This window comes from Streptomyces sp. SID13726, from assembly GCF_010548375.1.
GTDB lineage: Bacteria > Actinomycetota > Actinomycetes > Streptomycetales > Streptomycetaceae > Streptomyces.
Genome location: NZ_JAAGLY010000011.1, coordinates 168,011 through 189,719, shown reverse-complemented (window position 1 = coordinate 189,719; position 21,709 = coordinate 168,011). Strand labels below are relative to the sequence as shown.

General features: G+C 71.6%; 24 protein-coding genes. 13 read left to right on the top strand and 11 right to left on the bottom strand.

Features of this window, described 5'->3' with window-relative positions:
• Position 1 precedes the first annotated feature (1 nt).
• The gene (locus tag G3I78_RS27750; protein WP_203615590.1) at positions 2 to 781 is read left to right on the top strand and encodes an enoyl-CoA hydratase/isomerase family protein; all 780 of its coding nucleotides are present in this window, start codon (positions 2 to 4) and stop codon (positions 779 to 781) included.
• Between the two features lie 24 nt (positions 782 to 805).
• On the opposite strand, the gene G3I78_RS27745 is transcribed toward G3I78_RS27750, so the two are convergent.
• Both G3I78_RS27745 and G3I78_RS27740 read right to left on the bottom strand, forming a co-directional pair.
• A complete protein-coding gene (locus tag G3I78_RS27745) occupies positions 806 to 1,363 on the bottom strand; it encodes a GNAT family N-acetyltransferase (protein ID WP_343243867.1) in 558 nt (185 codons plus the stop codon).
• A 58-nt stretch (positions 1,364 to 1,421) separates the two neighbouring features.
• On the bottom strand, positions 1,422 to 2,189 hold the full coding sequence (locus G3I78_RS27740; RefSeq protein ID WP_164429316.1) for an SDR family NAD(P)-dependent oxidoreductase: 768 nt from the start codon (positions 2,187 to 2,189) through the stop codon (positions 1,422 to 1,424).
• 98 nt (positions 2,190 to 2,287) lie between these two features.
• On the opposite strand from G3I78_RS27740, the gene G3I78_RS27735 reads away from it, so the two are divergent.
• Positions 2,288 to 3,448: a thiolase family protein gene (locus G3I78_RS27735; RefSeq protein ID WP_164429314.1), complete on the top strand. Its 1,161-nt coding sequence runs from the start codon at positions 2,288 to 2,290 to the stop codon at positions 3,446 to 3,448.
• A 104-nt stretch (positions 3,449 to 3,552) separates the two neighbouring features.
• On the opposite strand, the gene G3I78_RS27730 is transcribed toward G3I78_RS27735, so the two are convergent.
• From G3I78_RS27730 to G3I78_RS27720, 3 genes are all read right to left on the bottom strand, one after another.
• Positions 3,553 to 4,584, bottom strand: a complete 1,032-nt coding sequence (locus tag G3I78_RS27730; protein ID WP_164429312.1) for a dihydrodipicolinate reductase — start codon at positions 4,582 to 4,584, stop codon at positions 3,553 to 3,555.
• Positions 4,581 to 5,411, bottom strand: coding sequence for an acyl-CoA thioesterase domain-containing protein (locus G3I78_RS27725; protein WP_239158076.1), 831 nt, complete (start codon positions 5,409 to 5,411; stop codon positions 4,581 to 4,583). Before G3I78_RS27725 ends, G3I78_RS27730 begins: the two co-directional genes overlap by 4 nt.
• 74 nt (positions 5,412 to 5,485) lie before the next feature.
• The gene (locus G3I78_RS27720; protein ID WP_164429310.1) at positions 5,486 to 6,157 is read right to left on the bottom strand and encodes a TetR/AcrR family transcriptional regulator; all 672 of its coding nucleotides are present in this window, start codon (positions 6,155 to 6,157) and stop codon (positions 5,486 to 5,488) included.
• 137 nt (positions 6,158 to 6,294) lie between these two features.
• Between G3I78_RS27720 and G3I78_RS27715 the strand changes: the two genes are divergently transcribed.
• The 3 genes from G3I78_RS27715 to G3I78_RS27705 are packed head-to-tail and all read left to right on the top strand — an operon-like array spanning position 6,295 to position 9,261.
• Positions 6,295 to 7,296 (top strand): acyl-CoA dehydrogenase family protein, encoded by a 1,002-nt coding sequence (locus G3I78_RS27715; RefSeq protein WP_164429308.1) that lies wholly within the window; start codon positions 6,295 to 6,297, stop codon positions 7,294 to 7,296.
• The gene (locus tag G3I78_RS27710) at positions 7,293 to 8,468 is read left to right on the top strand and encodes an acyl-CoA dehydrogenase family protein (RefSeq protein ID WP_164429306.1); all 1,176 of its coding nucleotides are present in this window, start codon (positions 7,293 to 7,295) and stop codon (positions 8,466 to 8,468) included. The genes G3I78_RS27715 and G3I78_RS27710 overlap by 4 nt, the downstream gene beginning before the upstream one ends.
• A 10-nt stretch (positions 8,469 to 8,478) precedes the next feature.
• The gene (locus tag G3I78_RS27705) at positions 8,479 to 9,261 is read left to right on the top strand and encodes an enoyl-CoA hydratase (protein WP_164429304.1); all 783 of its coding nucleotides are present in this window, start codon (positions 8,479 to 8,481) and stop codon (positions 9,259 to 9,261) included.
• Positions 9,262 to 9,285: 24 nt separating this feature from the next.
• On the opposite strand, the gene G3I78_RS27700 is transcribed toward G3I78_RS27705, so the two are convergent.
• Entirely contained in the window at positions 9,286 to 10,131 is an 846-nt protein-coding gene (locus tag G3I78_RS27700; RefSeq protein ID WP_164429302.1) for a helix-turn-helix transcriptional regulator, read from the bottom strand.
• A gap of 102 nt (positions 10,132 to 10,233) precedes the next feature.
• On the opposite strand from G3I78_RS27700, the gene G3I78_RS27695 reads away from it, so the two are divergent.
• Positions 10,234 to 10,941: an SDR family NAD(P)-dependent oxidoreductase gene (locus G3I78_RS27695; protein ID WP_164429300.1), complete on the top strand. Its 708-nt coding sequence runs from the start codon at positions 10,234 to 10,236 to the stop codon at positions 10,939 to 10,941.
• Between the two features lie 16 nt (positions 10,942 to 10,957).
• Here G3I78_RS27695 and G3I78_RS27690 read toward each other — a convergent pair whose 3' ends face one another.
• The 5 genes from G3I78_RS27690 to G3I78_RS27670 all read right to left on the bottom strand — a co-directional run bounded on the left by G3I78_RS27690 (position 10,958) and on the right by G3I78_RS27670 (position 14,482).
• The gene (locus tag G3I78_RS27690) at positions 10,958 to 11,737 is read right to left on the bottom strand and encodes an acyl-CoA dehydrogenase family protein (protein ID WP_164429299.1); all 780 of its coding nucleotides are present in this window, start codon (positions 11,735 to 11,737) and stop codon (positions 10,958 to 10,960) included.
• Positions 11,738 to 11,739: 2 nt separating this feature from the next.
• Entirely contained in the window at positions 11,740 to 12,954 is a 1,215-nt protein-coding gene (locus G3I78_RS27685) for an acyl-CoA dehydrogenase family protein (protein ID WP_164429298.1), read from the bottom strand.
• Entirely contained in the window at positions 12,951 to 13,367 is a 417-nt protein-coding gene (locus G3I78_RS27680; RefSeq protein WP_164429297.1) for a nuclear transport factor 2 family protein, read from the bottom strand. Before G3I78_RS27680 ends, G3I78_RS27685 begins: the two co-directional genes overlap by 4 nt.
• Entirely contained in the window at positions 13,357 to 13,908 is a 552-nt protein-coding gene (locus G3I78_RS27675) for a carboxymuconolactone decarboxylase family protein (RefSeq protein ID WP_164429296.1), read from the bottom strand. The genes G3I78_RS27680 and G3I78_RS27675 overlap by 11 nt, the downstream gene beginning before the upstream one ends.
• Positions 13,909 to 14,017: 109 nt before the next feature.
• Positions 14,018 to 14,482, bottom strand: coding sequence for a pyridoxamine 5'-phosphate oxidase family protein (locus G3I78_RS27670; protein ID WP_164429488.1), 465 nt, complete (start codon positions 14,480 to 14,482; stop codon positions 14,018 to 14,020).
• Positions 14,483 to 14,614: 132 nt separating this feature from the next.
• On the opposite strand from G3I78_RS27670, the gene G3I78_RS27665 reads away from it, so the two are divergent.
• The 7 genes from G3I78_RS27665 to G3I78_RS27635 are packed head-to-tail and all read left to right on the top strand — an operon-like array spanning position 14,615 to position 21,685.
• On the top strand, positions 14,615 to 16,069 hold the full coding sequence (locus G3I78_RS27665) for an aldehyde dehydrogenase family protein (RefSeq protein ID WP_343243866.1): 1,455 nt from the start codon (positions 14,615 to 14,617) through the stop codon (positions 16,067 to 16,069).
• Between the two features lie 24 nt (positions 16,070 to 16,093).
• A complete protein-coding gene (locus tag G3I78_RS27660) occupies positions 16,094 to 17,479 on the top strand; it encodes an ABC transporter substrate-binding protein (protein ID WP_343243865.1) in 1,386 nt (461 codons plus the stop codon).
• Complete coding sequence (locus G3I78_RS27655; protein ID WP_164429295.1) at positions 17,480 to 19,582, top strand: ABC transporter permease; 2,103 nt, start codon at positions 17,480 to 17,482, stop codon at positions 19,580 to 19,582. It abuts the gene before it with no gap.
• On the top strand, positions 19,563 to 20,273 hold the full coding sequence (locus G3I78_RS27650; RefSeq protein WP_164429294.1) for an ABC transporter ATP-binding protein: 711 nt from the start codon (positions 19,563 to 19,565) through the stop codon (positions 20,271 to 20,273). Before G3I78_RS27655 ends, G3I78_RS27650 begins: the two co-directional genes overlap by 20 nt.
• On the top strand, positions 20,270 to 20,977 hold the full coding sequence (locus tag G3I78_RS27645; protein WP_164429293.1) for an ABC transporter ATP-binding protein: 708 nt from the start codon (positions 20,270 to 20,272) through the stop codon (positions 20,975 to 20,977). Before G3I78_RS27650 ends, G3I78_RS27645 begins: the two co-directional genes overlap by 4 nt.
• On the top strand, positions 20,974 to 21,402 hold the full coding sequence (locus tag G3I78_RS27640; protein WP_164429292.1) for a hypothetical protein: 429 nt from the start codon (positions 20,974 to 20,976) through the stop codon (positions 21,400 to 21,402). Before G3I78_RS27645 ends, G3I78_RS27640 begins: the two co-directional genes overlap by 4 nt.
• Entirely contained in the window at positions 21,368 to 21,685 is a 318-nt protein-coding gene (locus G3I78_RS27635) for a hypothetical protein (protein ID WP_164429290.1), read from the top strand. Before G3I78_RS27640 ends, G3I78_RS27635 begins: the two co-directional genes overlap by 35 nt.
• Positions 21,686 to 21,709: the final 24 nt, after the last annotated feature.

Here is a 21,709-nt window from a genome sequence, read left to right as displayed (position 1 = left end):
CATGACGGAGAACCTGTACGGCATGCCCGAGGAGATCCAGGTCAGGGCGGACGGCCCGCTGCGGATCATCACCCTCAACCGCCCCGACGCCCTCAACGCCGTCAACGACCCCCTCCACCACGGCCTCGCCCAGCTGTGGCCCCGGCTCGGCGAGGACCGGGACGCCCGCGCGGCCGTCCTCACGGGCGCGGGCCGGGCCTTCTCGGCGGGCGGTGACTTCACCTACCTCGCCGAGCTCCGCAGCGACGACGACCTGCGGGCCCGGACCATCGCCGACGGCCGCGAGATCGTCCTCGGCATGGCACGCTGCCGGGTCCCCGTCGTCACCGCCGTCAACGGCCCCGCGGTGGGCCTCGGTTGCAGCCTGGTGGCGCTCAGCGACGTCGTCTACATGGCCGAGTCCGCCTACCTCGCCGACCCCCACGTCCAGGTCGGCCTGGTAGCAGCCGACGGCGGACCGCTGACCTGGCCCCTGCACACCAGCCTCCTGCTGGCCAAGGAGTATGCCCTCACCGGCGCCCGCATCCCCGCCGAGCGGGCCGCCGCGATGGGACTGGCCAACCATGTGGTCGAGGACCCGCTGGCGGAGGCCACGGCCTGCGCGAAACGTGTGGCGGAGCTGCCGAGGCAGGCCGTCGAGAGCACGAAACGGGTCCTGAACATCCACGTGGAGCGAGCCGTGCTGGCCACGCTCGACTACGCCATGACCGCCGAGGAGCAGTCCTTCCGGACCGACGAGTTCGGGGCCATCGTCACGCGGCTGACCGGCGGTGACGCGTAGGCCCCGACGGTCAGCCTCCGACGCTCAGCCTTCGACGGTCCGCGTGACCACCCAGTGCCGCTTGCCGATCTGCCGCGCACGCGCGAAGCCCCGCTGCTCGAACATCGCCACCGTGGCGTTGTGCAGGAACGAGGAGGACACCGAGCGGTCCTCGGCGTCCTCGGGATAGCTCTCCACGGTCCCGCCCCCGAGGCGCGCGATCTCCCGTAGCGCGCCGTCCAGGGCGGCCGCCGCCACGCCCCGGTGCCGGTGGCCCTTGTCCACGTAGAAGCAGGTGATGCGCCAGTCGGGCAGGGCTTGCAGGCCCTGTTCGTAGACGCGCCGGTGCTTGATGCGGGGCAGTTCGCCGGTCGGCCCGAACTGGCACCAGCCCACGCACACCGTGCCGTCGTACACCAGCGAGGCGTGCGCCCGGCCTTCCCGGACCCGCTGCTCCTTCTCGGCGCGGTTCTGCTCCGGTGTCTTGTGGCGGCCCACCCCCTCGGAGTGGAAACCCATGCACCAGCAGCCGCCCCACACGCCGTTGTTCCGCTCCACGAGCGAGGCGAAGTCGGGCCAGCTGGTCTCGTCCAGCGGTCTCACGCGATAGGTGTCCTTCGGCACACCGCCAGGCTGCCACAGGGCACCGACAACGGCGCTGCTACTTCGGCGGGAACCGCAGCGCCCCGTCGAGGCGGACCACCTCGCCGTTGAGATAGTCGTTCTCGCACAGGTGCTGGACGAGGGCGGCGAACTCCGGCGAGCGGCCCATCCGCCGGGGGTGCGGGACCTGAGGCCCCCAGTACGCCTCCAGCTGGTCGCCCGCCTTGCCGTACGCGGGGGTCAGGAAGGTGCCGGGCGCGATGGTGACCACCCGGATGCCGAGCGGGGACAGGTCGCGGGCGGCGACCAGGGTCATGGCGGTCACCCCGCCCTTGGCCGCCGCGTAGGGGAGCTGCCCGATCTGGCCCTCGTACGCCGCGATCGACGCGGTGTTGACGATGACACCCCGGCCCTGGTCGTCGTCGAGGGGTTCCTGGCGGGCCATGGCGGCCGCGGCCAGCCGCATCACGTTGAAGACGCCGGTGAGGTAGATGTCGACGGTCCGGCGGAAGCCGTCCAGGTCGAGGGGTTCGCCGTCGCGGCCGATCAGCCGTCCGCCGGTCGCGGGGCCGCCGTGCGTGTCCACCGAGATCCGCAGCGGACCGAGGTCCTCCGCCGCGCCGACGGCCGCCCGTACGTCGTCCTCGGAGATGGCGTCCGTCCTGACGTACCGCACCCCCAGCTCCGCCTCCAGGGCCTTGCCCTTCTCGTCGGCCAGGTCGGCCACGACCACCGTCGCGCCCGCCCCGTGGAGCCGGCGGACCGTCGCTTCGCCCAGACCTCCGGCCCCGCCGACCACGAGCGCGGACGACCCCGCTATCTGCATGACAGCCCCCTTGCGAGTCACGTTCTGATTTTGCGAGAGTAGCATTCTCATCCGGTGCTGTGATCCTGTCCGGCCCGCCGAGTTGGTTGGAGACGTCCATGCCCGAGGCAGTCATCGTGTCCGCCCTGCGCACCCCCGTCGGCACCGCCCGCAAGGGGACCCTGCGCGACACCACGGCCTTCGACCTGGCCGAACACATCGTCGGCGCCGTGGCACGCGGCCTCGACCCGGACCGGGTCGACGACGTGATCCTCGGGGAGGGCCTGTACGGCGGCGGAGTCCTGGCCCGGCACGCGGCCCTGACCGCCGGGCTCACCTCGATCCCCGGCCAGGCGGTCAACCGGCACTGCGCCGCGGGCCTGTCCGCCGTCGCCGCCGGGGCCGCCACGATCCGCTCCGGCATGGACGGCCTCGTGATCGCGGGAGGCGTCAACTCCGCCTCCACCGCGCCGAGGTCGAGCTTCCGCGTCGACGGCGAGTGGGTCGAGCCCTGGATGCCGCCCACCCATCCCGACCGGCCGGACGCCCCCAACGCCGACATGTCGATCACCATCGGCTGGAACGTCGCCCAGCGGGCGGACGTCAGCCGCGCGGAGATGGACGCGTGGGCGCTGCGGTCCCATCGCAACGCCGTCCGGGCCATCGACGAGGGCCGCTTCGACGCCGAGATCGTGCCGATCGAGACGGCTCACGGACGGTTCTCGGTCGACGAACACCCGCGCAGGGACACCTCGTTGGAGAAACTGGCCGCGCTCAAGCCGCTGCATCCGGAGATCGACGGCTTCAGCATCACCGCGGGCAACGCGTGCGGGGGCAACGACGGCGCCGCCGCCCTGGCGGTGGCGAGCGATGCCGTGGCCGGCTCCTTGAACCTGCCCGTGCTGGCCGTCGTGCGGTCCTGGGCGAACGTCGGCGTCGACCCCGCCGAGACCGGGCTCTCCCCGGTCAAGGCCATCCCCAAGGCGCTCTCCCGCGCCGGGCTCACCACCGCCGACGTCGACCTCTTCGAGATCAACGAGGCCTTCGCCTCCGTGGCCGTCGCCGCCGTACGCCTCCTCGACCTCGACCCGGACCACGTCAACGTCAACGGCAGCGGCTGCTCCCTCGGCCACCCGGTCGCCGCGACGGGCGCCCGCATGCTGGTCACGCTCGTGCACGAACTCCGGCGCAGGGGCGGGGGGATCGGCGTGGCGTCGATGTGCGCGGGCGGCGGGATGGGGTCGGCGATGGTGGTGGAGGTGCCGGGGGCGGTTGGCTGAGGGCGGATGCCGGGCGAAGGGGTTGCGGTGGGGCGGGCAATGGCGGGCGGCTGCGCCCCGATCTCGTCTGAGGTTCGCCACCACGCCTGAAGCCCGCCCGGCTCTCAGCCCAGCCTCGCCGTGATCTGCGGCAGATCCACCGTCGTACGAATCCCCGCCTCCGCCGCACACACGACCGGCACCGCGTTCACCGCACGGTTCGCCGTGTACGACGGACTCACCGCGGCCATCCGGTCGAGCGGCACCGGCATCCGGAGGGTCACCTCCAGCGGGGCGTCGCCGTCGACGGAGACGTGCCAACCCGTGTCGTGGAGGTCCCAGTTCGGGGCGAGGTCGGTGGTGCAGTACCAGGTGGCGCGGAAGCGGAGCAGCGGGCGCCCGGCGTGCATGCCGGTGACGGTGAGCCGTTGCGCGGCGACGGTCCCGGCGGCCAACTCGCCCGCGGCGATACGGGTCCGGTGCCGGGCGGTCGCCAACTCACCGCCTGCCTCAAGGGAGTCGAGCGGCAGGGACAGCGCCTCGGCCACCAGACGCAGCGAAGGACCGAAGCTCGTCCGGGCGTGGGTCAGGCGACGCTCGTCGAAGTCGGCGGGCGGCGAGCCGAAGCCCATCACCCCGAACAGCAGCTCAGGAGAAGGCCGTCGGGAGAGATCGGCGTACTCGTCGATGGTCGCCGACTCCAGTCGTCGGGCGATCGACGTCAGGACCAGCGGCACCGCCTCCGTGATGAATCCGGGGCTGCTCCCGGTGCTGTGGATCGAGGTCCCGCCGCGCTCGCACGCCGCCTCGACCCGCTTGCGCACCACCGGATCCATGCTCGCCGGATGGTGGAACTCCCCGCGCGTGGTGACCACGTTGGCCCCGGACTCCAGCAGCAGGCACACCTCGTCCGGATCGCACAGCAGCGGCATGTACAGCACGCAGTCCGCGCCCGACCCGAGTACGTCCTCGACGGATCGCGTGGCCGTCACCCCCACCGCACCGAGCCCGCACAGCTCACCCGCGTCCCGCCCCGCCTTGTCCGCGGAGTGCACGTACACCCCGGCCAGCTCCAGCCCGGGGTGCTCGACGACACCTCGCAGCGACCGCGCCCCGATCGTGCCGGTGGCCCACTGGACGACCCGGAGCGCCGTCATCCCGCCACCCCCGCGCTGAACCGCAGCAGGGCCTCCTGCGCGTAGGACGCGACCAGCGAGCCGTCCTCGGTGAGCACGTCTCCCCGGCCGAAGCAGCGGCCGTGGGCCAGGACCGGGCTGTGCTGGCGCAGCAGCAGCCAGTCGCCGGCGTCGTAGGGCCGGTGGAACCAGACCGTGTGCGAGGTGACCGCGGAGGTGAACGCCTTGCCGGCGTCCTGCTGGGTGAGGCCCGGGAGAGGGCGCAGAGCCGTCCCGATGAGGGTCAGGTCGGTGGCGTACGCCGTGAGGGCCGGGCTCAGTTCGGCCATGGCGGTCGGCGTGCGCATCCACAGGTCGAACTCCGGGGACTCGGCACCGGGGGAGTCGAGGTCGGCCGTGGTGCGGGTCTCCCAGGGGAGCGGATGGAGGTCCCTGCGGTCCTCGGGGCCCGGCAGGGCGGGGACGGCGGCGACCGACTGGTGCGCCGGGCCGTCCTCCGGGGCGTGCAGTGACACCGAGGCGGTGGCAACCACGCCCTTCGACTGCCGGGCCACGATCGTCAACGTGGCGAAGGAGCCGCCTTCGTGGTGGCGCTCCACCTCGTAGCGGACGGCTTCCTCGGGGTGGCCCGCCCGCGCGAACAGGGCGTGCAGGGACTTCACGGTCTTGTCCGGGCAGACCAGGTGCGCCGCCCTGGCGAACTGGGCCAGCAGCTGACCGCCGAACAGCCGGTGATAGCCCAGTCGTTGGTTGCGCCCCTCGTAGGTGAGGGGCGTGTCCGCGGGGTGCGCGCGTAGGTCGAGACAGGCGAGCAGGTCGTCCCAGAGTTCACTCAAGGCAAGCGGCATACCCCCGAGCGTAAGTCAAATTTACGACTACGAGAATGGGGTTCTCGAACTTCTCGGACCTGTCCCGCCCGGCCTCAGCTGAGCGTGAACCCCTTCGCGCAGAAGTCCCAGATCTCCTCGGAGGTGAGCGGGTGGGACCCCTCCTGGCCGCTGGACTGGGCGTTGAACATGACGGTCTGCATGGTCAGCGCCGCCACCCGGCGGGCCTTGAAGCCCGGACGCAGCAGGCCGGCCTCCTCCAGCTCCGTCATCAGCTCGGTGAACAGGGTCAGCAGCGGAGCGTTGGCCACCCGCATCTCGGCCGGGTGGGAGACCAGCAGGCGCAGCGCGAAGTCGGTGAACAGCGGGGCCTGCTTGCCGGTCGGGTCCGGGCGTGAGCTGTCGAACAGGGTCTGCACGACGACCCGCAGCCGGTCCAGCGGGCCGGACTCCGCGGCCGCGGTGGTGCGCAGTTCGTCGGCCGACTTGCTCATGGCGTCCTCGAACAGGGCGAGCAGCAGCTCGTGCTTGCCGTCGAAGTGCTGGTAGAAGCTGCGCAGCGACTGGCGGGACCGGTCGACGACCTCCTGGACGGTGAAGTCGGTGGTGCCCTTCTCCGCCATGATCGCCTGAGCCGCGTCGAGGAACCGCTCCACCCGCTGCTCGGCCCGGCGTTTGGCCGCCTGGGTGGAGCGCTCGACGGCGCGCTGCTTCCAGGCCGGTTCCTCGCTCTGGCTGCTCACGGGCTGGTCCGCCTTCTGTGTCATGGGGAGAACATTACTGCACTTTAGCGGCAAGCCCTCGCCTCCAGCCTGGACACCTCGGATGTCTTGGAGGAGACTGGCGATTTCCAATTACAAGAATTATGTTCTCATCAACTCGGAGCGGGACTTGGGGAGCCGTGATGCTGTTTGAGTTCGACGCGGAGCAGCGCCTGTGGCAGGACACCGTCCACAAGGCCGTGGCCAAGGAATGCCCTCCGGCACTGGTACGGGCCGTCGTCGACGCCGGCGCCGACCCGGCCCCGCTCTGGCGGCGCTACGGCGAGCTCGGCTGGACCGAGCTGACCGACCCCGCCGACGCGGTCGAACTCGCGATCGTGCTGGAGGAGTTGGGGTACGCCACCGATCCGACGCCCTATCTGGCGACCCTCACCCAGTTCGCCCCGCTGGCGGACGGGCTGTTCGAGCCCGGCCCGGCCGGAGCCGCCGTCCACGACGGGGTGAGCGCCCGCCCGGCCGGCGGCGGCTGGGTCCTGGAGGGCACCGCCCGCCATGTCCTCGACGGCGACCGGGCCGACCGGCTGGCCGTGGTGACGGACGCGGGCGTGTTCGTCGTACCCGCCGACGAGGCGGCCGTCGTGCGCACGGGCGCCTTCGACCCCGTACTGCACCTCGCCGAGGTCACCTTCGACGGGGTGCGGGTCGGCATCGGGGCCCGCAGCGACGCCGACCCCGGGCGGGCCCGGCACATCGCCCTGACCGGCATGGCCCTGACGATGGTCGGCGCCTGCCGCCGGGCGCTCGACCTGGTCCTCGACCACGTCCGCACCCGCCATCAGTTCGGCGCCCCCATCGGCTCCTTCCAGGCCGTGCAGCACAAGGCGGCCGACATGCACGTCGCCGTCGAGCGGGCCCGCGCGCTCGCCTACTACGCGGCCCTGACCATCGCCGCCGACGATCCGCGCCGCCCGCTCGCCGCCGCGATGGCCAAGGCGGGCGCCGGCGAGTGCCAGGCCCTGGTGTTCCGTAACGCCGTACAGCTGTTCGGGGCGATGGGGCACACCTGGGAGAACGACCTCCAGTTCGCCGTCAAGCGGGCCAAGGCGGGCGAGCTGCTGCTGGGCGGGGCGGCCGAGCACCGGGCGTGGATAGCCGACGAGTGGATCGCCGAGGAGGTGTCATGAAGCTGTCGTTCGACGCCGATGTCGAGGCGTTCCGCGCCGAGTTCGCCGCGTTCCTGGACGCGCACCTTCCCACGGAGGCCGAGGCCACCGAGCGCTCCCGCTCCACCGCCCACATCCCCGAGTGGGCCAGGCGCTGGCAGCGGCTCCAGTTCGACGAGGGCTGGCTGCTGCCCGGCAACCCGCCCGAGTTCGGCGGCCGTGACGCCACCGTCATCCAGCAGTACGTCCACCGCGAGGAACTCTCCCGCCGCCGGATCTACCACAGCTTCAACCCGCAGGGCGTCGGCATCATCGCCGCCTCCCTGCTCTCCTTCGGCACCGAGGAGCAGAAGCGCCGGTGGGCCGTGCCCATCCTGCGCGCCGAGATCACCGCCGCCCTCGGCATGAGCGAACCCGGCGCCGGCTCCGACCTCGCCTCCCTGCGCACCCGCGCCGAACCCCACGGCGACCACTTCACGGTCAACGGCCAGAAGGTGTGGACCTCCGGCGCCCACGACGCAGACGTCCTGCTCACCTTCGTCCGCACCGATCCCGACGCCCCCAAGCACAAGGGGATCAGCGTCCTGCTCATCCCCACCGACACCCCCGGCGTGACCCGGCGCCCCTTCGCCTCGTACACCCGCCCGGACGACCGCGACTTCAACGAGGTCTTCTTCGAGAACGTCCGCGTCCCCGCAGAGAACCTGGTCGGCCCCCTCAACCAGGGCTGGCGGGTCGCGAACGGCTCCCTCGGCCATGAACGCACCCTGATGTGGCTGGGAGAGGCCGAGCGGATGGACGCCGCCCTGCGCGACTTCCGGCCGGCGAACGCCCTGGAGAAGGACTGGTACGCCACCCTCGTCATGGACCTCCAGGCACTGCGGCTGCTGGGCTCGGCCGCCCTGGCCCGGGCCGCGCGCGGCGAACAGGACGTGCCCGCGCTGTCCGTGCTGAAGGTGTTCGGCTCGGAGGCCGCGCAGCACGCCCTGGAACGGATCCTGGAGGCGTGCGGACCGGACGGCCTCGACCATCCGGCGACCACCGCGCCGTACTTCCACATGAGCTACGACGACGACTTCGCCGGCTGGTTCAACCGCTTCGCCCGCAGCTTCGGCGGGACCATCGCCGGCGGTACGTCCGAGATCCAGCGCACGATCATCGCCGAGCGCGTGCTCGGTCTGCCCCGACGTTGAGGAGAGGTCCGTGCACATCCTGTACGAGGTCAAGGACTACATCGCCACCCTCACCCTGAACCGCCCCGAGGTGGCCAACGCCCAGAACATGGCCCTCCTCGACGAACTCGACGCCGCCTGGACGCGGGCCGCCGAGGACGAGGAGGTGAAGGTGATCGTGGTGCGGGCCGAGGGGAAGCACTTCTCGGCGGGCCACGACCTCAAGGACCGCTGGCCCGGCCCGGGCGAGATCACCCTGGAGTGGATCTACCGCGCCGAGAACCGCCGGTACCTGGAGTACACCCTGCGCTGGCGCAACACCCCCAAACCATCGGTCGCCGCCGTCCAAGGGCGCTGCATCGCGGGCGGGTTGATGCTCTGCTGGCCCTGCGACCTGATCGTCGCCGCCGAGGACGCCCTGTTCTCCGACCCCGTCGTCCAGATGGGCATCGGCGGAGTCGAATACCACGGCCACACCTGGGAGTTGGGCCCTCGCAAGGCCAAGGAGATCCTCTTCACCGGCCGCCCTCTCACCGCCGAGGAGGCCGAGAAGGTCGGCATGGTCAACCGGGTTGTCCCGCGTGCGGAGTTGGACAGCGCGAGCCGTGAACTCGCCGAGCAGATCGCCCGGATGCCCGCCTTCGGACTGCGCCAGGCCAAGCGTGCCGTCAACCAGACCCTGGACGTCCAGGGCTTCTACGCGGCGATCCAGTCCGTCTTCGACGTCCACCAGACCGGGCACGGCAACGCGCTCAGCGTCAGCGGCTATCCGATCCTGGCCAAGCTGGACGAGATGAAGGAGAAGCTTCGCTAGCTCCTCTCCGCCATTTCCTCTCCGTCAGCCCTTCTCCAGCAGACTCTGCGTGCCCAGTACCGAGATCAGCCGCAGCTTCTCGGCGGCCTCGGTGCCGGGCTCCGCCGAGTAAACGAGGATGTGGAGGTCGTTCTCCTCCACCCGCAGCAGGTCGCAGTCCAGCGTGAGAGGGCCCATCTGCGGGTGCTCGATCGTCTTGTGCGAGGCGGCGAGACGGCCCACCACCCCCGCGTCCCACAGCTCGGCGAACCGCGCGCTCCTGGCACGCAACTCCGATATCAGCCGGAGGAGTTGACGGTCCGCGGGATAGCGGGCGGCCGTCGAGCGCAGTTCGGCGACCATGCCCGCCTCGAAGACCCGCCGCTCCTCCGGAGTATGCCGGACCCGGCTCGGCACACCGGTGAAGTTCCGCCACACACCGTTGCGTTCGAAGCCCCGCAGGACCGACGGATCACCCATCAGCGCCGCGTACATCGGGTTGGCCAACAGCAGCGTCATCGCCGCGTCGGAGACCGCCACGGGGGTGTCGACCAGCCGGTCCAGCAGCCGCTGCACACTGGGCGTGATGAACCCGGGTACGACATCGGGGCCCGGCGGCACCAGTCCCGCGAGCCCGAAGAGGTACGTCCGCTCGTCCCCCGTCAGCCGCAGCGCCCGGGCCAGCGCCTCCACGACCTGCACGGACGGGTTGGCCGCCCGCCCCTGTTCGAGGCGCGTCACATAGTCGACCGAGATCCCGGCCAGCAGCGCCAGCTCCTCGCGCCGCAGTCCGGCCGCGCGCCGGTGGCCGCCGAGGGGCAGCCCGGCGGCGTCCGGGGAGACCCGGTCGCGCCAGCGCCGCAGGGCCTGTCCCAGTTCCGTCACCGCCATGCCCTCAGTGAACACCCCCGGCCGCCGATGTGCCTGGTACCGCCAGTCCTGGGAAGCAGGGACTGCTGGCTGCCCTCGACGCGCCGCAGCAACCTGGACGGCATGACGACAACTCTCATCACCGGAGCCAACAAGGGCCTCGGCCTCGAAACCGCCCGACAGCTCGTCGCCGCAGGTCACACCGTCTATGTAGGAGCCCGTGACATCGAGCGCGGCCGACGCGCCGCCGACGAGCTGGGCGCCCGGTTCGTCCAGCTCGACGTCACCGACGACACCTCGGTCGAGGCCGCGGCCAAGACCCTCGAAGCGGCCGGCGGTATCGACGTCCTGATCAACAATGCCGGCATCGAGACCCGGACCGAGGACAACAGCGTGCCGGTCGCCGCGACCGTGACCGCCGACCAGATGCGCACCACCTTCGAGACCAACGTCTTCGGCGTGGTCCGGGTGCTGCACGCCTTCCTGCCGCAGCTGGAGCGCTCGGCCGCGCCGGTCGTGGTCAACGTCAGCAGCGGCCTCGCCTCGCTGACCAACCTCTCCGACCCCGGCCACCACGCCCACTTCTACCCGGGCATCGCCTACCCGACCTCCAAGACGGCGCTCAACATGCTCACCGTGCAGTTCGCGAAGGCCTTCCCGGCGATGCGGATCAACTCCGTGGAACCCGGGTTCACCAAGACCGACCTGAACGGCAACACCGGCACACAGACCGTCGCCGAGGGGGCCGAGATCATCGTACGGATGGCGCAGGTCGCCCCGGACGGCCCGACCGGAGGCTACTTCGACGTCGACGGACCGCTGCCCTGGTGACCCGGCACCGCACGGCTCACAGCTGAACCAGCCGGGGCGCCGCACCCTCCGCGCGCAACCGTGCCCCGGCCTCCCGGGTCAGCTCCCGCGCGCTGCCCAACAGCCCGTCCAGGACCAGGGCCCGCCGCACATGCCGGTGCAGCGGATGCTCGGCGGTGAAGCCGATCCCGCCGAGCACCTGCTGACAGTGCCGGGCGGCCGTGAGCGCGGCCTGCCCGGCGGCGGCCTTGGCCAGGAGCGACCCGAAGGAGTCCTCGGCGGCGACCAGCGCGGCCTCGGCACCCTCCAGCGCCACGAAGGTCTCGGCGAGCCGATGCCGTACGGCCTGGAAGCCGGCGAGCGGACGCCCGAACTGCACCCGGTCGAGCACATGGGTCCTGGCCAGCACCAACATCGCCCGCCCACTGCCGAGCAGCCACCACCCGAGCGCCCGCCGTCCCGCGTCCAGCGGCACCGGATCCCCCGCGGGGGCCTGTCGCAGCGGAAGCTCGGGGTCCAGGGTCCCGCCCGCACCGACCCGTTCCCATACGACCCACCGGCCGCCCGCGTACGGCAGTACCGGCGCCCCGCCGGGCGGCAGCCCCGCAGCCCCCAGTACCACGTCGTTCAGCACCGGAGCCTGCGCCCCCGTCTCGCCCAGCAGCCGGAACACCACCGGGATCGCCACCTCGGGAAACTCCGCCAGCAGCTCAGGCCACCCCAGCTCGGTCAGCGCCGTGTCCAGGGCGGGCCCCGAGGCGGCCGTCATCGTCTTGCGCAGGGTCTCGGAGAGCAGCTCCACCTCGGCCGCGTCCATGCTCACTCCTTCCCCAGGTCGAGCAGCCTGCGGGCGATGATGTTCCGCTGGATCTCGGCGGTGCCGCCGTAGATCGTGGCCGCCTTCGCGTACAGGTACTCCCTCCGCCAGGGCGACTCGGTCAGCTCCAGGACACCGGGCAGCAAGTCCCGTACGGTCTCGAAGAGTTGCTGCTCCGACGTGGCGAGGAGCACCTTGTCCACGGAGGTCTCCGGGCCGAGCCTCGCCCCTTCCGCGAGGCGGCGCTGGGTCGCGTGGGAGCGGCAGCGGGCCGTGTGGAGGGCGAGGTAGGCGGAGCCGAGGGCGGTGTCTTCGGGGCCGGGGCCGGGGCCGGAGCCGGACCATGACCCGGACCCGGACCCGGACCCGGACCCGGAGCCTGCGCCTGAGCCGGTGTCGAGATCTGAGCCCGAGTCGGACGCCGTCTCGTCGAGCAGCCGGTCCAGGCGGGTGTACAGATGGGCGATCCGGTGCCAGAAGCACGTGGAGCGCTCGTGCGGGAGCAGGTCCATCGCGAGCCGCCAGCCGTCGCCGGGGCGGCCCAGCATCCGGTCGGCGGGGACGACGACGTCGTCGAAGAACACCTCGGCGAACTCGTCGACGCCGTGCAGCGTGCGCAGCGGCCGGACGGTGATGCCCGGGGTGTCCATGTCGACGAGGAAGGCGGTGATGCCGTCGTGGCCGGGAGCGGTGCGGGTCAGGAGGACGCAGCGGGCCGCGTACTGGGCGAGGCTCGTCCACACCTTCTGCCCGGTGACCGCCCAGCTGCCGTCCTCGCGGGGCACCGCACGGGTGGTGAGGGACGCGAGGTCGCTGCCGGACCCCGGTTCGGAGAAGCCCTGGCACCACTGCTCCCGGCCGCCGAGCAGCAACGGGACCATCTCGGCGGCCAGTTCGGGCGGGGCGTAGGAGATCAGGGTCGGGACGAGGACCTCGACCATCGACCAGATGCCCGGCTCGGCGAGGCCGCGGGTGGCGACCTCCTCGCCGAGGACCGCGCGGAACACGGCCGGCCCGCCGACTCCCCCCACCTCGACGGGCCAGCCGTGCCGCATCCACCCGGCCTCGAACAACTCCTTCCGGACCCGGGCGAGTTGAGCGACCTGGGCGTCGAGGGAGCGGTCCGGGCCAGGGGACAGGTCGTGCTCCGCGAGCCACGCCTGGAGCGCGGAGCGGAACTCCGGGACGGTCCGTACGGGGAGCGGTTCCGGGCTCATACGGCGGGACGCTCGAAGGCGTGCGGGCGCCCCGAGTCGTGCGCCCCGCTGCGGCGGATGAAGGTCATGGCCCGGGTGCGCAGCCGCCAGCCGTCGGCGGTGCGCGCGTAGGTGTCCCGGTAGTAGCCGATCCGCAGGTCGTGCGTGGCGTGGTCGACGAAGCACAGCGGCTGCGTGCCGGTCGCCGTGTCCTCGTCGGACGCCTCGATGACGGAGGTGCCGGTGAGGAACAGGCCCTTGGGGGCCGCCGCGACCAGCGCCGGGAACTCCGCGAGGGGATAGGTGTCGCCGAAGGCGCTGTAGCTGCCGTCGGGGGTGAACACCGCTAGCAGACCGTCGAGGTCGCCCTGGGTGATGGTCACCGCGTAACGGGCCAGGAGCTGTTGGATCTCCACCAGGTCGTCAGTGGTCATGACCTTCTCCTTCCGGTTCGGCCGGGACGCCGAACGCGTTGAAGACCATCGCCAGCAAGGCGTACGTCCCGACCGTGAACACCAGGTCCATCCGCTGGCGTTCGTCCAGACGCGCACCGAGCGCGTCCCAAGTGGCGTCCGACAGCGTGGAGTCGATTTCCAGCTCGTCGACCGCCTCCAGCACCAGACTCTCCAGCGGATCGGCCGCCTTGCCCTGGGCCGCCGCCTCGATCTCGGCGTCCGACAGACCGGCCTGTCGCGCCAGCGGCAGATGCTGGGCCCACTCGTAGGCGCAGTCCCGGCGCCGGGCCACCCGCAGGGTCACCATCTCGCGCAGCCGCGGTGACAGCGAGGACTTGAACAGCACGTAGGTGCTGAAGGGGAGGAAGACCTCGGCCAGATCGGGGTGCCGGGCCAGGGCGCCGATGGCGGGACCGGCGCCCTGCTCGTTGCGGAGCCTGCGGGGGAGCAGGGCGGACAGGGCCTGACGGGTCCGGTCGTCCCACTCCTCGTCCGGCAGCGGCGGCAGGCGCTGGGGCATGCGGGCTCCTCGGGAGGCTTGGCCATACGGTCGGAAGGCTTGGTCATACGGTACGAGAATGGCATTCTCATCATCCGGCTTGAAGGTTTCCATGCCGCTCACCCGGACGTCAACCGTTGACGCGCAGCTTGCCGAAGTCCCAGCTGACGATCTTCTCCGGCCGGAGTCGCAGCCAGCCGTGTCGGCCGTCGTGGCGGAAGTCGCCGTACTTCTCCGCGAAGAGCCGCTCGGGCGCCCGGAGTTCGTCGACCGGCTCGCCCGTGCGGGGAGCCTCGCCGACCGTCCGGGCCGTGCCGAGGAGTTCGACGCCCCGCAGGCGCAGGAAGTCGAACCCTCCCTCGTCCACCACCACGCTGACCCGGCCGTCACGCGACACGTCGGTCCAACGCTGGCTGCGCACCAGCGAGTTGAGCCACAGCGCGGTCCCGTCCCAGACGAACCACAGGGCGCCGTTGTGCGGATGGCCACCCGGGCCCACGGTGGCGACCCGGCAGACGGGGCTGCTGTGCAGAAAGGCGTCTCGCTCCTTGTCCGACATGGCGATGGCGGTACCCCTGCGCTGACCGGGCACGATTCCTCCCACTGCTGCGTGAATGCGTAATTCTCCTGCGCGAATGGTTGCTTCTCCTTTAGTGAGAAGCTACTTTCCACCGCAGGCAGGACCGTGGCAAGCAGGACCCTGCGAACCCGGAGGAAATGGGGAGCCGTGAGTCTTTTCCATGAGGACCGGCTGTTGATCGACGGCGAGCTGGTGCGCGCCGACCGCAGCTTCGAGACACTCGATCCGGCCACCGGCAAGGTGCTGGGCACGGCCTCCGACGCGGACACCGGCCATGCCGAGACGGCTGTGGCCGCTGCCCGCCGCGCCTTCGACACGACCGACTGGATGCGCGACCGCGATCTGCGGCTGCGCTGCCTGCGCCAGCTCTACGACGGACTGCACCGGCACCGCGAGGAACTGCGGGACCTGACCATCGCCGAGGTGGGCGCCCCGCGCCAGCTCACCCATGGAGCACAGCTCGACGAGCCGGTCGAGATGGTCAAGTACTACGCCGACCTGCTCGAACACTACGACTTCCGCGAGGAGCTGGGCACCGCCGAGGTCCGGGGCCGGAACCACCGCCGCTGGGTGGAGAAGGAGGCCGCCGGAGTCGTCGCCGCCATCGTGGCGTACAACTTCCCCAACCAGCTGGCCCTCGCCAAGCTCGTCCCCGCACTGGCCGCCGGCTGCACCGTCGTCCTCAAGGGTGCCCCGGACACCCCGTGGACGACACTGGCGCTCGGCCGGATCATCGCCGAGGAGACCGACATCCCCCCGGGTGTCGTCAACGTCCTGACCTCCTCGGGCCCCGAGACCGGCCAACTGCTCACCACCCACCCCGATGTCGACATGGTGACCTTCACGGGCTCCACCCCGGTCGGCCGGGTCATCATGGCCGCCGCCTCGGCCACCCTGAAGCGGGTGTTCCTGGAGCTCGGCGGCAAGTCCGCGATGATCGTCCTGGACGACGCCGACCTCAGGAACGCCGCGATGTTCGCCGCGTTCACCATCTGCTCCCACTCCGGCCAGGGCTGCGCGCTCACCTCCCGCCTCCTCGTCCCGCGCGACCGGCACGACGAGATCGTGCCCCTCGTCGCTGCCATGCTCGGCAAGGTCTCCTACGGCGACCCCGCCGACGCCAAGACCCACATGGGCCCCCTGATCAGCGAGAAGCAGCGCGCCAAGGTGCACGGAATGGTCGAGCGCGCGGTCGCCGCCGGGGCCCGCCTGGTCACCGGCGGCAGGCCCGCCGACCGCGAGGGCTTCTACTACGAGCCGACCCTGCTCACCGACGTCGACCCGAGCTCCGAGCTCGCGCAGGAGGAGGTCTTCGGACCGGTCCTCGCGGTCATCGCCTACGACGACGAGGACGACGCCGTCCGGATCGCCAACGACTCGGTCTACGGGCTGTCCGGCGCGGTGCTCGGCGCCGACGACGAGCGCGCCGTCGCCGTGGCCCGGCGCATCCGCAGCGGCACCTTCAGCATCAACGGGGGCAACTTCTTCGCGGCCGACGCCCCGTTCGGCGGGTTCAAGCAGTCCGGCATCGGCCGGGAGATGGGTGTGGCGGGTCTGGAGGAGTTCCTGGAGCTCAAGACCTTCGCCGTACCGGAGCAGTAGCCACCACCGACGAGGGGAACTCCCGTGAGAACCAAGGCAATTCCGGCCGGCCTCGCGGCGGTCGCGCTCTTCGCCGTCGCCGGCTGCGGTGGCCACGACGACACCGGCACGGGCGCCGACGACGGGGCACCCACCAAGGCCGCCCAGCAGGCCGCCGCGGCCGATTTCGGCGATCTGAAGAAGGTCTGCGGCCCCGGCGACGCCAAGACGGCCTCCGCTCAGGGCGTCACCGCCGACTCCATCGAACTCGGTGTCTTCTCCGACGTCGGCTTCACCAAGAAGTCCGAATTCGTGGACGCCGCCAAGGTGTTCACCTCCTGGTGCAACGCGGCCGGCGGCATCGACGGCCGCAAGCTCACCGCGACCACCCGCGACTCCAAGCTGATGGAGGTCCGCCAGCGGATGCTGGAGGCCTGCAAGGAGGACTTCGCCCTCGTCGGCGGCGGCGCCGCCCTCGACGCCCTCGGCGTCAAGGACCGCCTGAACTGCCTGCTGCCCGACTTCCCGGCCCAGGTGAGCCAGATCCAGAACAACGGCTCCGACCTGCAACTCAACGCCACCGGCGGGGCGTCGTACAACCGCTACGCCGGCTACTACGACTGGCTGCTCAAGCAGGCCTACCCCGACTCGGCGAGCGCCGTCGGTCTCATCGGTGGTGACGCCCCCGTCACGAAGGTCATCAACGCCGAGGCGCAGGAAGGTCTGGAGGCCGCCGGGGCGAAGATCGCCTACAAGGACCTCTACCCCGCCCAGGGTGTCTCCGACTGGACGCCGTACGCCCAGTCCATCAAGAGCAAGGGCGTCAAGGGCCTCATCTTCAACGGCGACTTCGTCCAGCTGTCCAAGCTGGAGCAGGTCCTGACCGGCATCGGCTACAAACTCGACTGGATCGACGCCAACAACAACGCCTACGGCCCGGCCTTCCTCCAACTCGCGGGCAAGTCACTCGACTTCCAGAACAACCTCGCCGACCTCAGCGGGGTGTACCCGCTGGAGAAGGCCGCGGACAACCCGGCCACCGAGCAACTCGTCGACCTGTTCGAGAAGTACGCGCCCAAGGCCCAGGTCACCCTGCCCGCGGTACGCGGCTTCGCGGCCTGGCTGCTCTTCGCCAAGTCGGCATCGAGCTGCGGCGACGACCTCACCCGCAAGTGCGTCTACGAGGCCGCCCGCAAGGAGTCCGCGTGGACGGGCGGCGGCCTGCTCGCACCCGTCGACCTCTCGAAGTCGGACGCCCCGCTGACCTGCTTCAACATCGAGAAGGCCACCTCCAAGGGCTGGGAACCGGCCGACTTCGCCCCCAACGACGGCGCCTATCGCTGTGACGCGCCGGCCTACAAGTTCAAGGGCAGCTACGGCAAGCCGCTCACCCTCGCCGACGTGGGCAAATCCCTGAGCGATGTGAAATAGATGGAGCAGTTCCTCACCTTCGGGATCGTGGGCCTGAGCACCGCCGCCATCTACGCGGTGATCGGCAGCGGACTGGTGCTCACCTACGTCACCACCGGCGTGTTCAACTTCGCGCACGGGGCGGCGGGCATGCTGGCGGCGTTCTGCTACTGGCAGTTCACCGTCGGCTGGGGCTGGCCCGTCCCGGTCGCCCTCGCGCTGGTCCTGCTGGTGCTCGCCCCGGGCTTCGGCCTCGCCGTCGAACGGGTCCTGATGCGGCCCGTGCAACACCTCGGCGAGGCCGAACGGCTGGTGATGACGGTGGCGCTGCTCAGCGGCGCCATCGCCGCCGCCCGCTGGATCTGGGACCCCAACGTCCCCCGCCCGCTGGGCACTTTCCTCGCCGACCGCGACCCCCTCCACCTCGGCCCGGCCACCGTCACCTGGCACCAGGCCCTCACCATGGCCGTCGCCCTCGCGGTCGCCGCCGGCCTGTGGTTCCTGCTCAACCGCACCCGCACCGGCACCGAGATGCGGGCCACCGTCGACGACTCGGCACTCGCCCGCCTCACCGGCGCGGACCCCACCCGGGCCGGCCGCACCGCCTGGATCCTCGGCACCCAACTCGCCGCGATCGGCGGCATCCTGATCGCCCCGACCGTCGCCCTGGACGCCTCCCAGCTCTCCCTCCTGATCGTCAGCGCCTACACCGCGGCCGTCTTCGGCAGGCTGCGCAGCCTGCCCCTCACCTTCCTCGGCGCGGTCGTCGTCGGCTGCGTGGAGAGCTACCTCACCGGCTACCTCCCGCAGAACGACTACCTCCCCGGCCTGCGCCTCGCCGCCCCCGCCCTGCTGCTCTTCTTGACCCTGCTGGTCTTCCGCCACCCCCGACTGCGCGGCAGGGAACGGCGGTTGGTCCGGGTCCCGGCGCCCTCCCTCAGGGGAACGGCCGTGTTCGCCGCGTCCGTCGTCGCCTTCGCGCTCGTCCTGGCCACCGTGCTCGGCGACGCCGACCTGGTGACGTACGGCCCGATCTTCTCCCTCGGCATCGTCGCGTTGTCGTACGTCCCGCTCGCCGGGTACGCCGGACAGATCTCCCTGTGCCAGCTGAGCATGGCGGGCATCGGCGCGGTCGTCTGGGGACACCTCGGCGCACACGGCCAACTCTGGGCGCTGCCCGCCGCGATCGGGGTCTCGGCCGCAGCCGGAGCGCTGATCGCCGTGCCCGCGCTGCGCTTCTCCGGCGTCTATCTGGCCCTCGGTACGGCCGCGTTCGCGGTGGTCCTCGACCGGTGGATCTTCACCCTGCCGTCCTTCGACGTCTTCGGGGTGCGGATCTCCCTCTTCGACCAGGGTTCGGTCGACATGGTCGGCCCCGATCTCTTCGGTCTACGGCTGGACTCCACAGCCGAGTTGACCGTCCTCGCATCCGTCCTCCTCGGCCTCGCCTCCCTCGGTGTGGCCTGGCTGCGGCGCAGCGGCTTCGGACGCCGGCTGATCGCGCTCAGGGACAGCGAGGCGGCGTACGCGACACTCGGCGGCAACCTCCTGGTGGCCAAGGTGCTCGTCTTCGCGCTCTCCGCCGGGATCGCCGGCCTCGGCGGCGCCCTGTACGGCATGCAGCAACAGGCCGTCACCGCCGAGCAGTTCAACCTGATAGCCGGACTCCCGATCTTCCTCGTCGCGGTGATCGGCGGCCTCGGAGCGGTGGGCAACGGGCTGTTCGCCGGCACGGCCTTCATCGGCCCGAACATCCTGATCGGACTGGCCTCCTGGACCCAGAACATCGTCAGCGTCCTTCCCGCGCTGGCAGGGATGGGCCTCGGTCACAGTCCGCAGGGCCTCATCTCCCGGTTCCGCGGCCAGTGGGAGCCCCTCGGCCGCGACCGGACCGCACTGTCCGCCCTGATCGGCGTACTCGCGCTCGGCTGGGTCCTGCGCCTGACGGACGTCGTCAACGGCTGGACCCTGCTGCTCGGTTCACTCGTCGCCGCCTACGCCCAGCGCGCCTACGCGTCACGGTCTCGACAGGAGCCGGACGTACCGGTGGAGTGGTGGGGCATACGGCGTCCCTGGCGCCCGCAGGACGAGGAGGTGCTCGCCCGTGGCACTGCTGGAGGTTAGCGGAGTGACCGTCGCCTTCGGTGGCAACCGCGCCCTGGACGGCGTCGGACTCAACGCCGAGCGCGGCCGGGTCACCGGGCTCATCGGACCCAACGGGGCCGGAAAGTCAACCCTGTTCGACGTCGTGTCCGGACTGCGCAGGCCCTCGGCCGGACGGGTGGTCCTCGGCGGCCGGGACGTCACCCGGTACGGCCCCGCGCGCCGGTCCCGGCACGGACTGGCCCGCACCTTCCAACGCCTCGAACTCTTCGGCCGGTTGAGCGTCCGCGACAACCTCCTGGTCGCCGCCGAACTCGGCCCCGAACGACGACGGGCCGCACAGGTCGCCGACGCCCTCCTCAACAGGCTCGGCCTCGCCGGCATCGCCGAGTCCGGTGCCGACACCCTGCCCACCGGAGTGGCCCGCCTCGTCGAGGTCGGCCGCGCCCTCGCCGTACGCCCCGGGCTGCTCCTCCTCGACGAACCCGCGGCCGGGCAGGACGGCGACGAGACCGAGCGGTTCGCGGCCCTGCTGCGCTCGCTCGCCGAGGACGGGACGGCCGTCGTCCTGGTCGAACACGACATGGGCCTGGTCATGGGCGTGTGCGACGAGGTGTACGTCCTCGACCTCGGCAAGGTCATCGCCGTCGGCCCGCCCGAGGTGATCCGCGCCGACGAGACGGTCCTGGCCGCCTACCTGGGGGACGCGTGAACCCACTGCTCGCACTGCGCGACATCCGGGCCGCCCACGACGGCATCACCGTCCTGCACGGCGTCGACCTCGACGTCCGCGCGGGCCAGGTCGTCGCGCTGCTCGGCCCCAACGGCGCCGGAAAGACGACCACGTTGAGGGTCGCCGCAGGTCTGCACCCCGCCCGGTCCGGCCGACTGCTCCTCGGCGGCCGGGACGTGACCGGCGCCGACCCCCGCGACCTCGCCCGCGCGGGAGTCTGCCTGATCCCCGAAGGACGCGGGGTGTTCCCCAACCTCTCGGTCCGGGACAACCTGTTGATGATGACCTTCACGGGCCGCAGCCGCGCCGAGATCGAGGAGATCGCCTACGCCCGCTTCCCCGTCCTGGCCCGGCGGCCCGGGCAGGCCGCCGGCACCCTCTCCGGCGGCGAACAGCAGATGCTCGCCCTCGCCCGGGGCCTCGCCACCGACCCCGCCGTCCTGCTCCTCGACGAACTGTCCATGGGCCTTGCCCCGTTGGTCGTCGCCAAGCTCTACGACCAGGTCGCCGAGATCGCCCGGCAGGGCGTGGCGGTCCTGGTCGTCGAACAGTTCGCGGCGGCCGTCCTCGGCATCGCCGACCACGCGGCCGTCCTCGTGCGCGGCCGGGTCGAACGGCAGGGCCCGCCCGACGGCGGTCTGCGCGACGAACTGTCCGCCCTCTACCTGGGGAGTTCCGCATGACATCCATGTCCGGTGAACCACGGGCCGACCGCTTCGTCCGAGAGCTGGCCGAGCTCAGGATCCCCGACCCGGCCGCCGCCCGCACCACCCTCTGGCTGCGCCTCGGCGCCACGCTCATGGTCCTCGGCCTGGCCCTCGCCGCCTCCGCCTACCTCGTCACCCACACCACCCAGAACCCCCTCGACCAGCGCGACGGACTCGCCCTCGGCCTCGGCGGGATCGCCGCGACCGTCGTCGGCGCGGCCCTCTTCCTGCGCTACTCGCTCACCGGATTCCTGCGGTTCTGGATGGCCCGCCAGTCGTACGACCTCGCCGTGCTCGCCGGCCGCCGCCGCGCCGCGCCCTCCCGGGAGACGATCCCCGCACCCCCGGCCGGAAAGGACCTCAACCATGACCTCGCCAGCACCGACCCTGCGCCCCGGTGACCAGCTCGCCGGCACCGCCTGCACCACCCGCGTGGTCGTCGTCCGCGTCCCCGCCGACCGGGCCCCGGCCCTGACCTGCGGCGGCACCCCGATGATCCCCACCACGGGCGCTCCGGCCGTGCCCGCGTCGGGCGCCGAGCCGGTCACCCTCCTCGGCAAGCGGTACGTCGACGCCGCCGACACCCTCGAAGTGCTGTGCACCAGCGCCGGAGCGGGCCAACTCGCCTGCGACGGCGTCCCGATGACCCTCAAGGCGGCCAAGCCGCTCCCGGCCTCCGACTGAACCGGCCCAGGCCCCTACACGAAG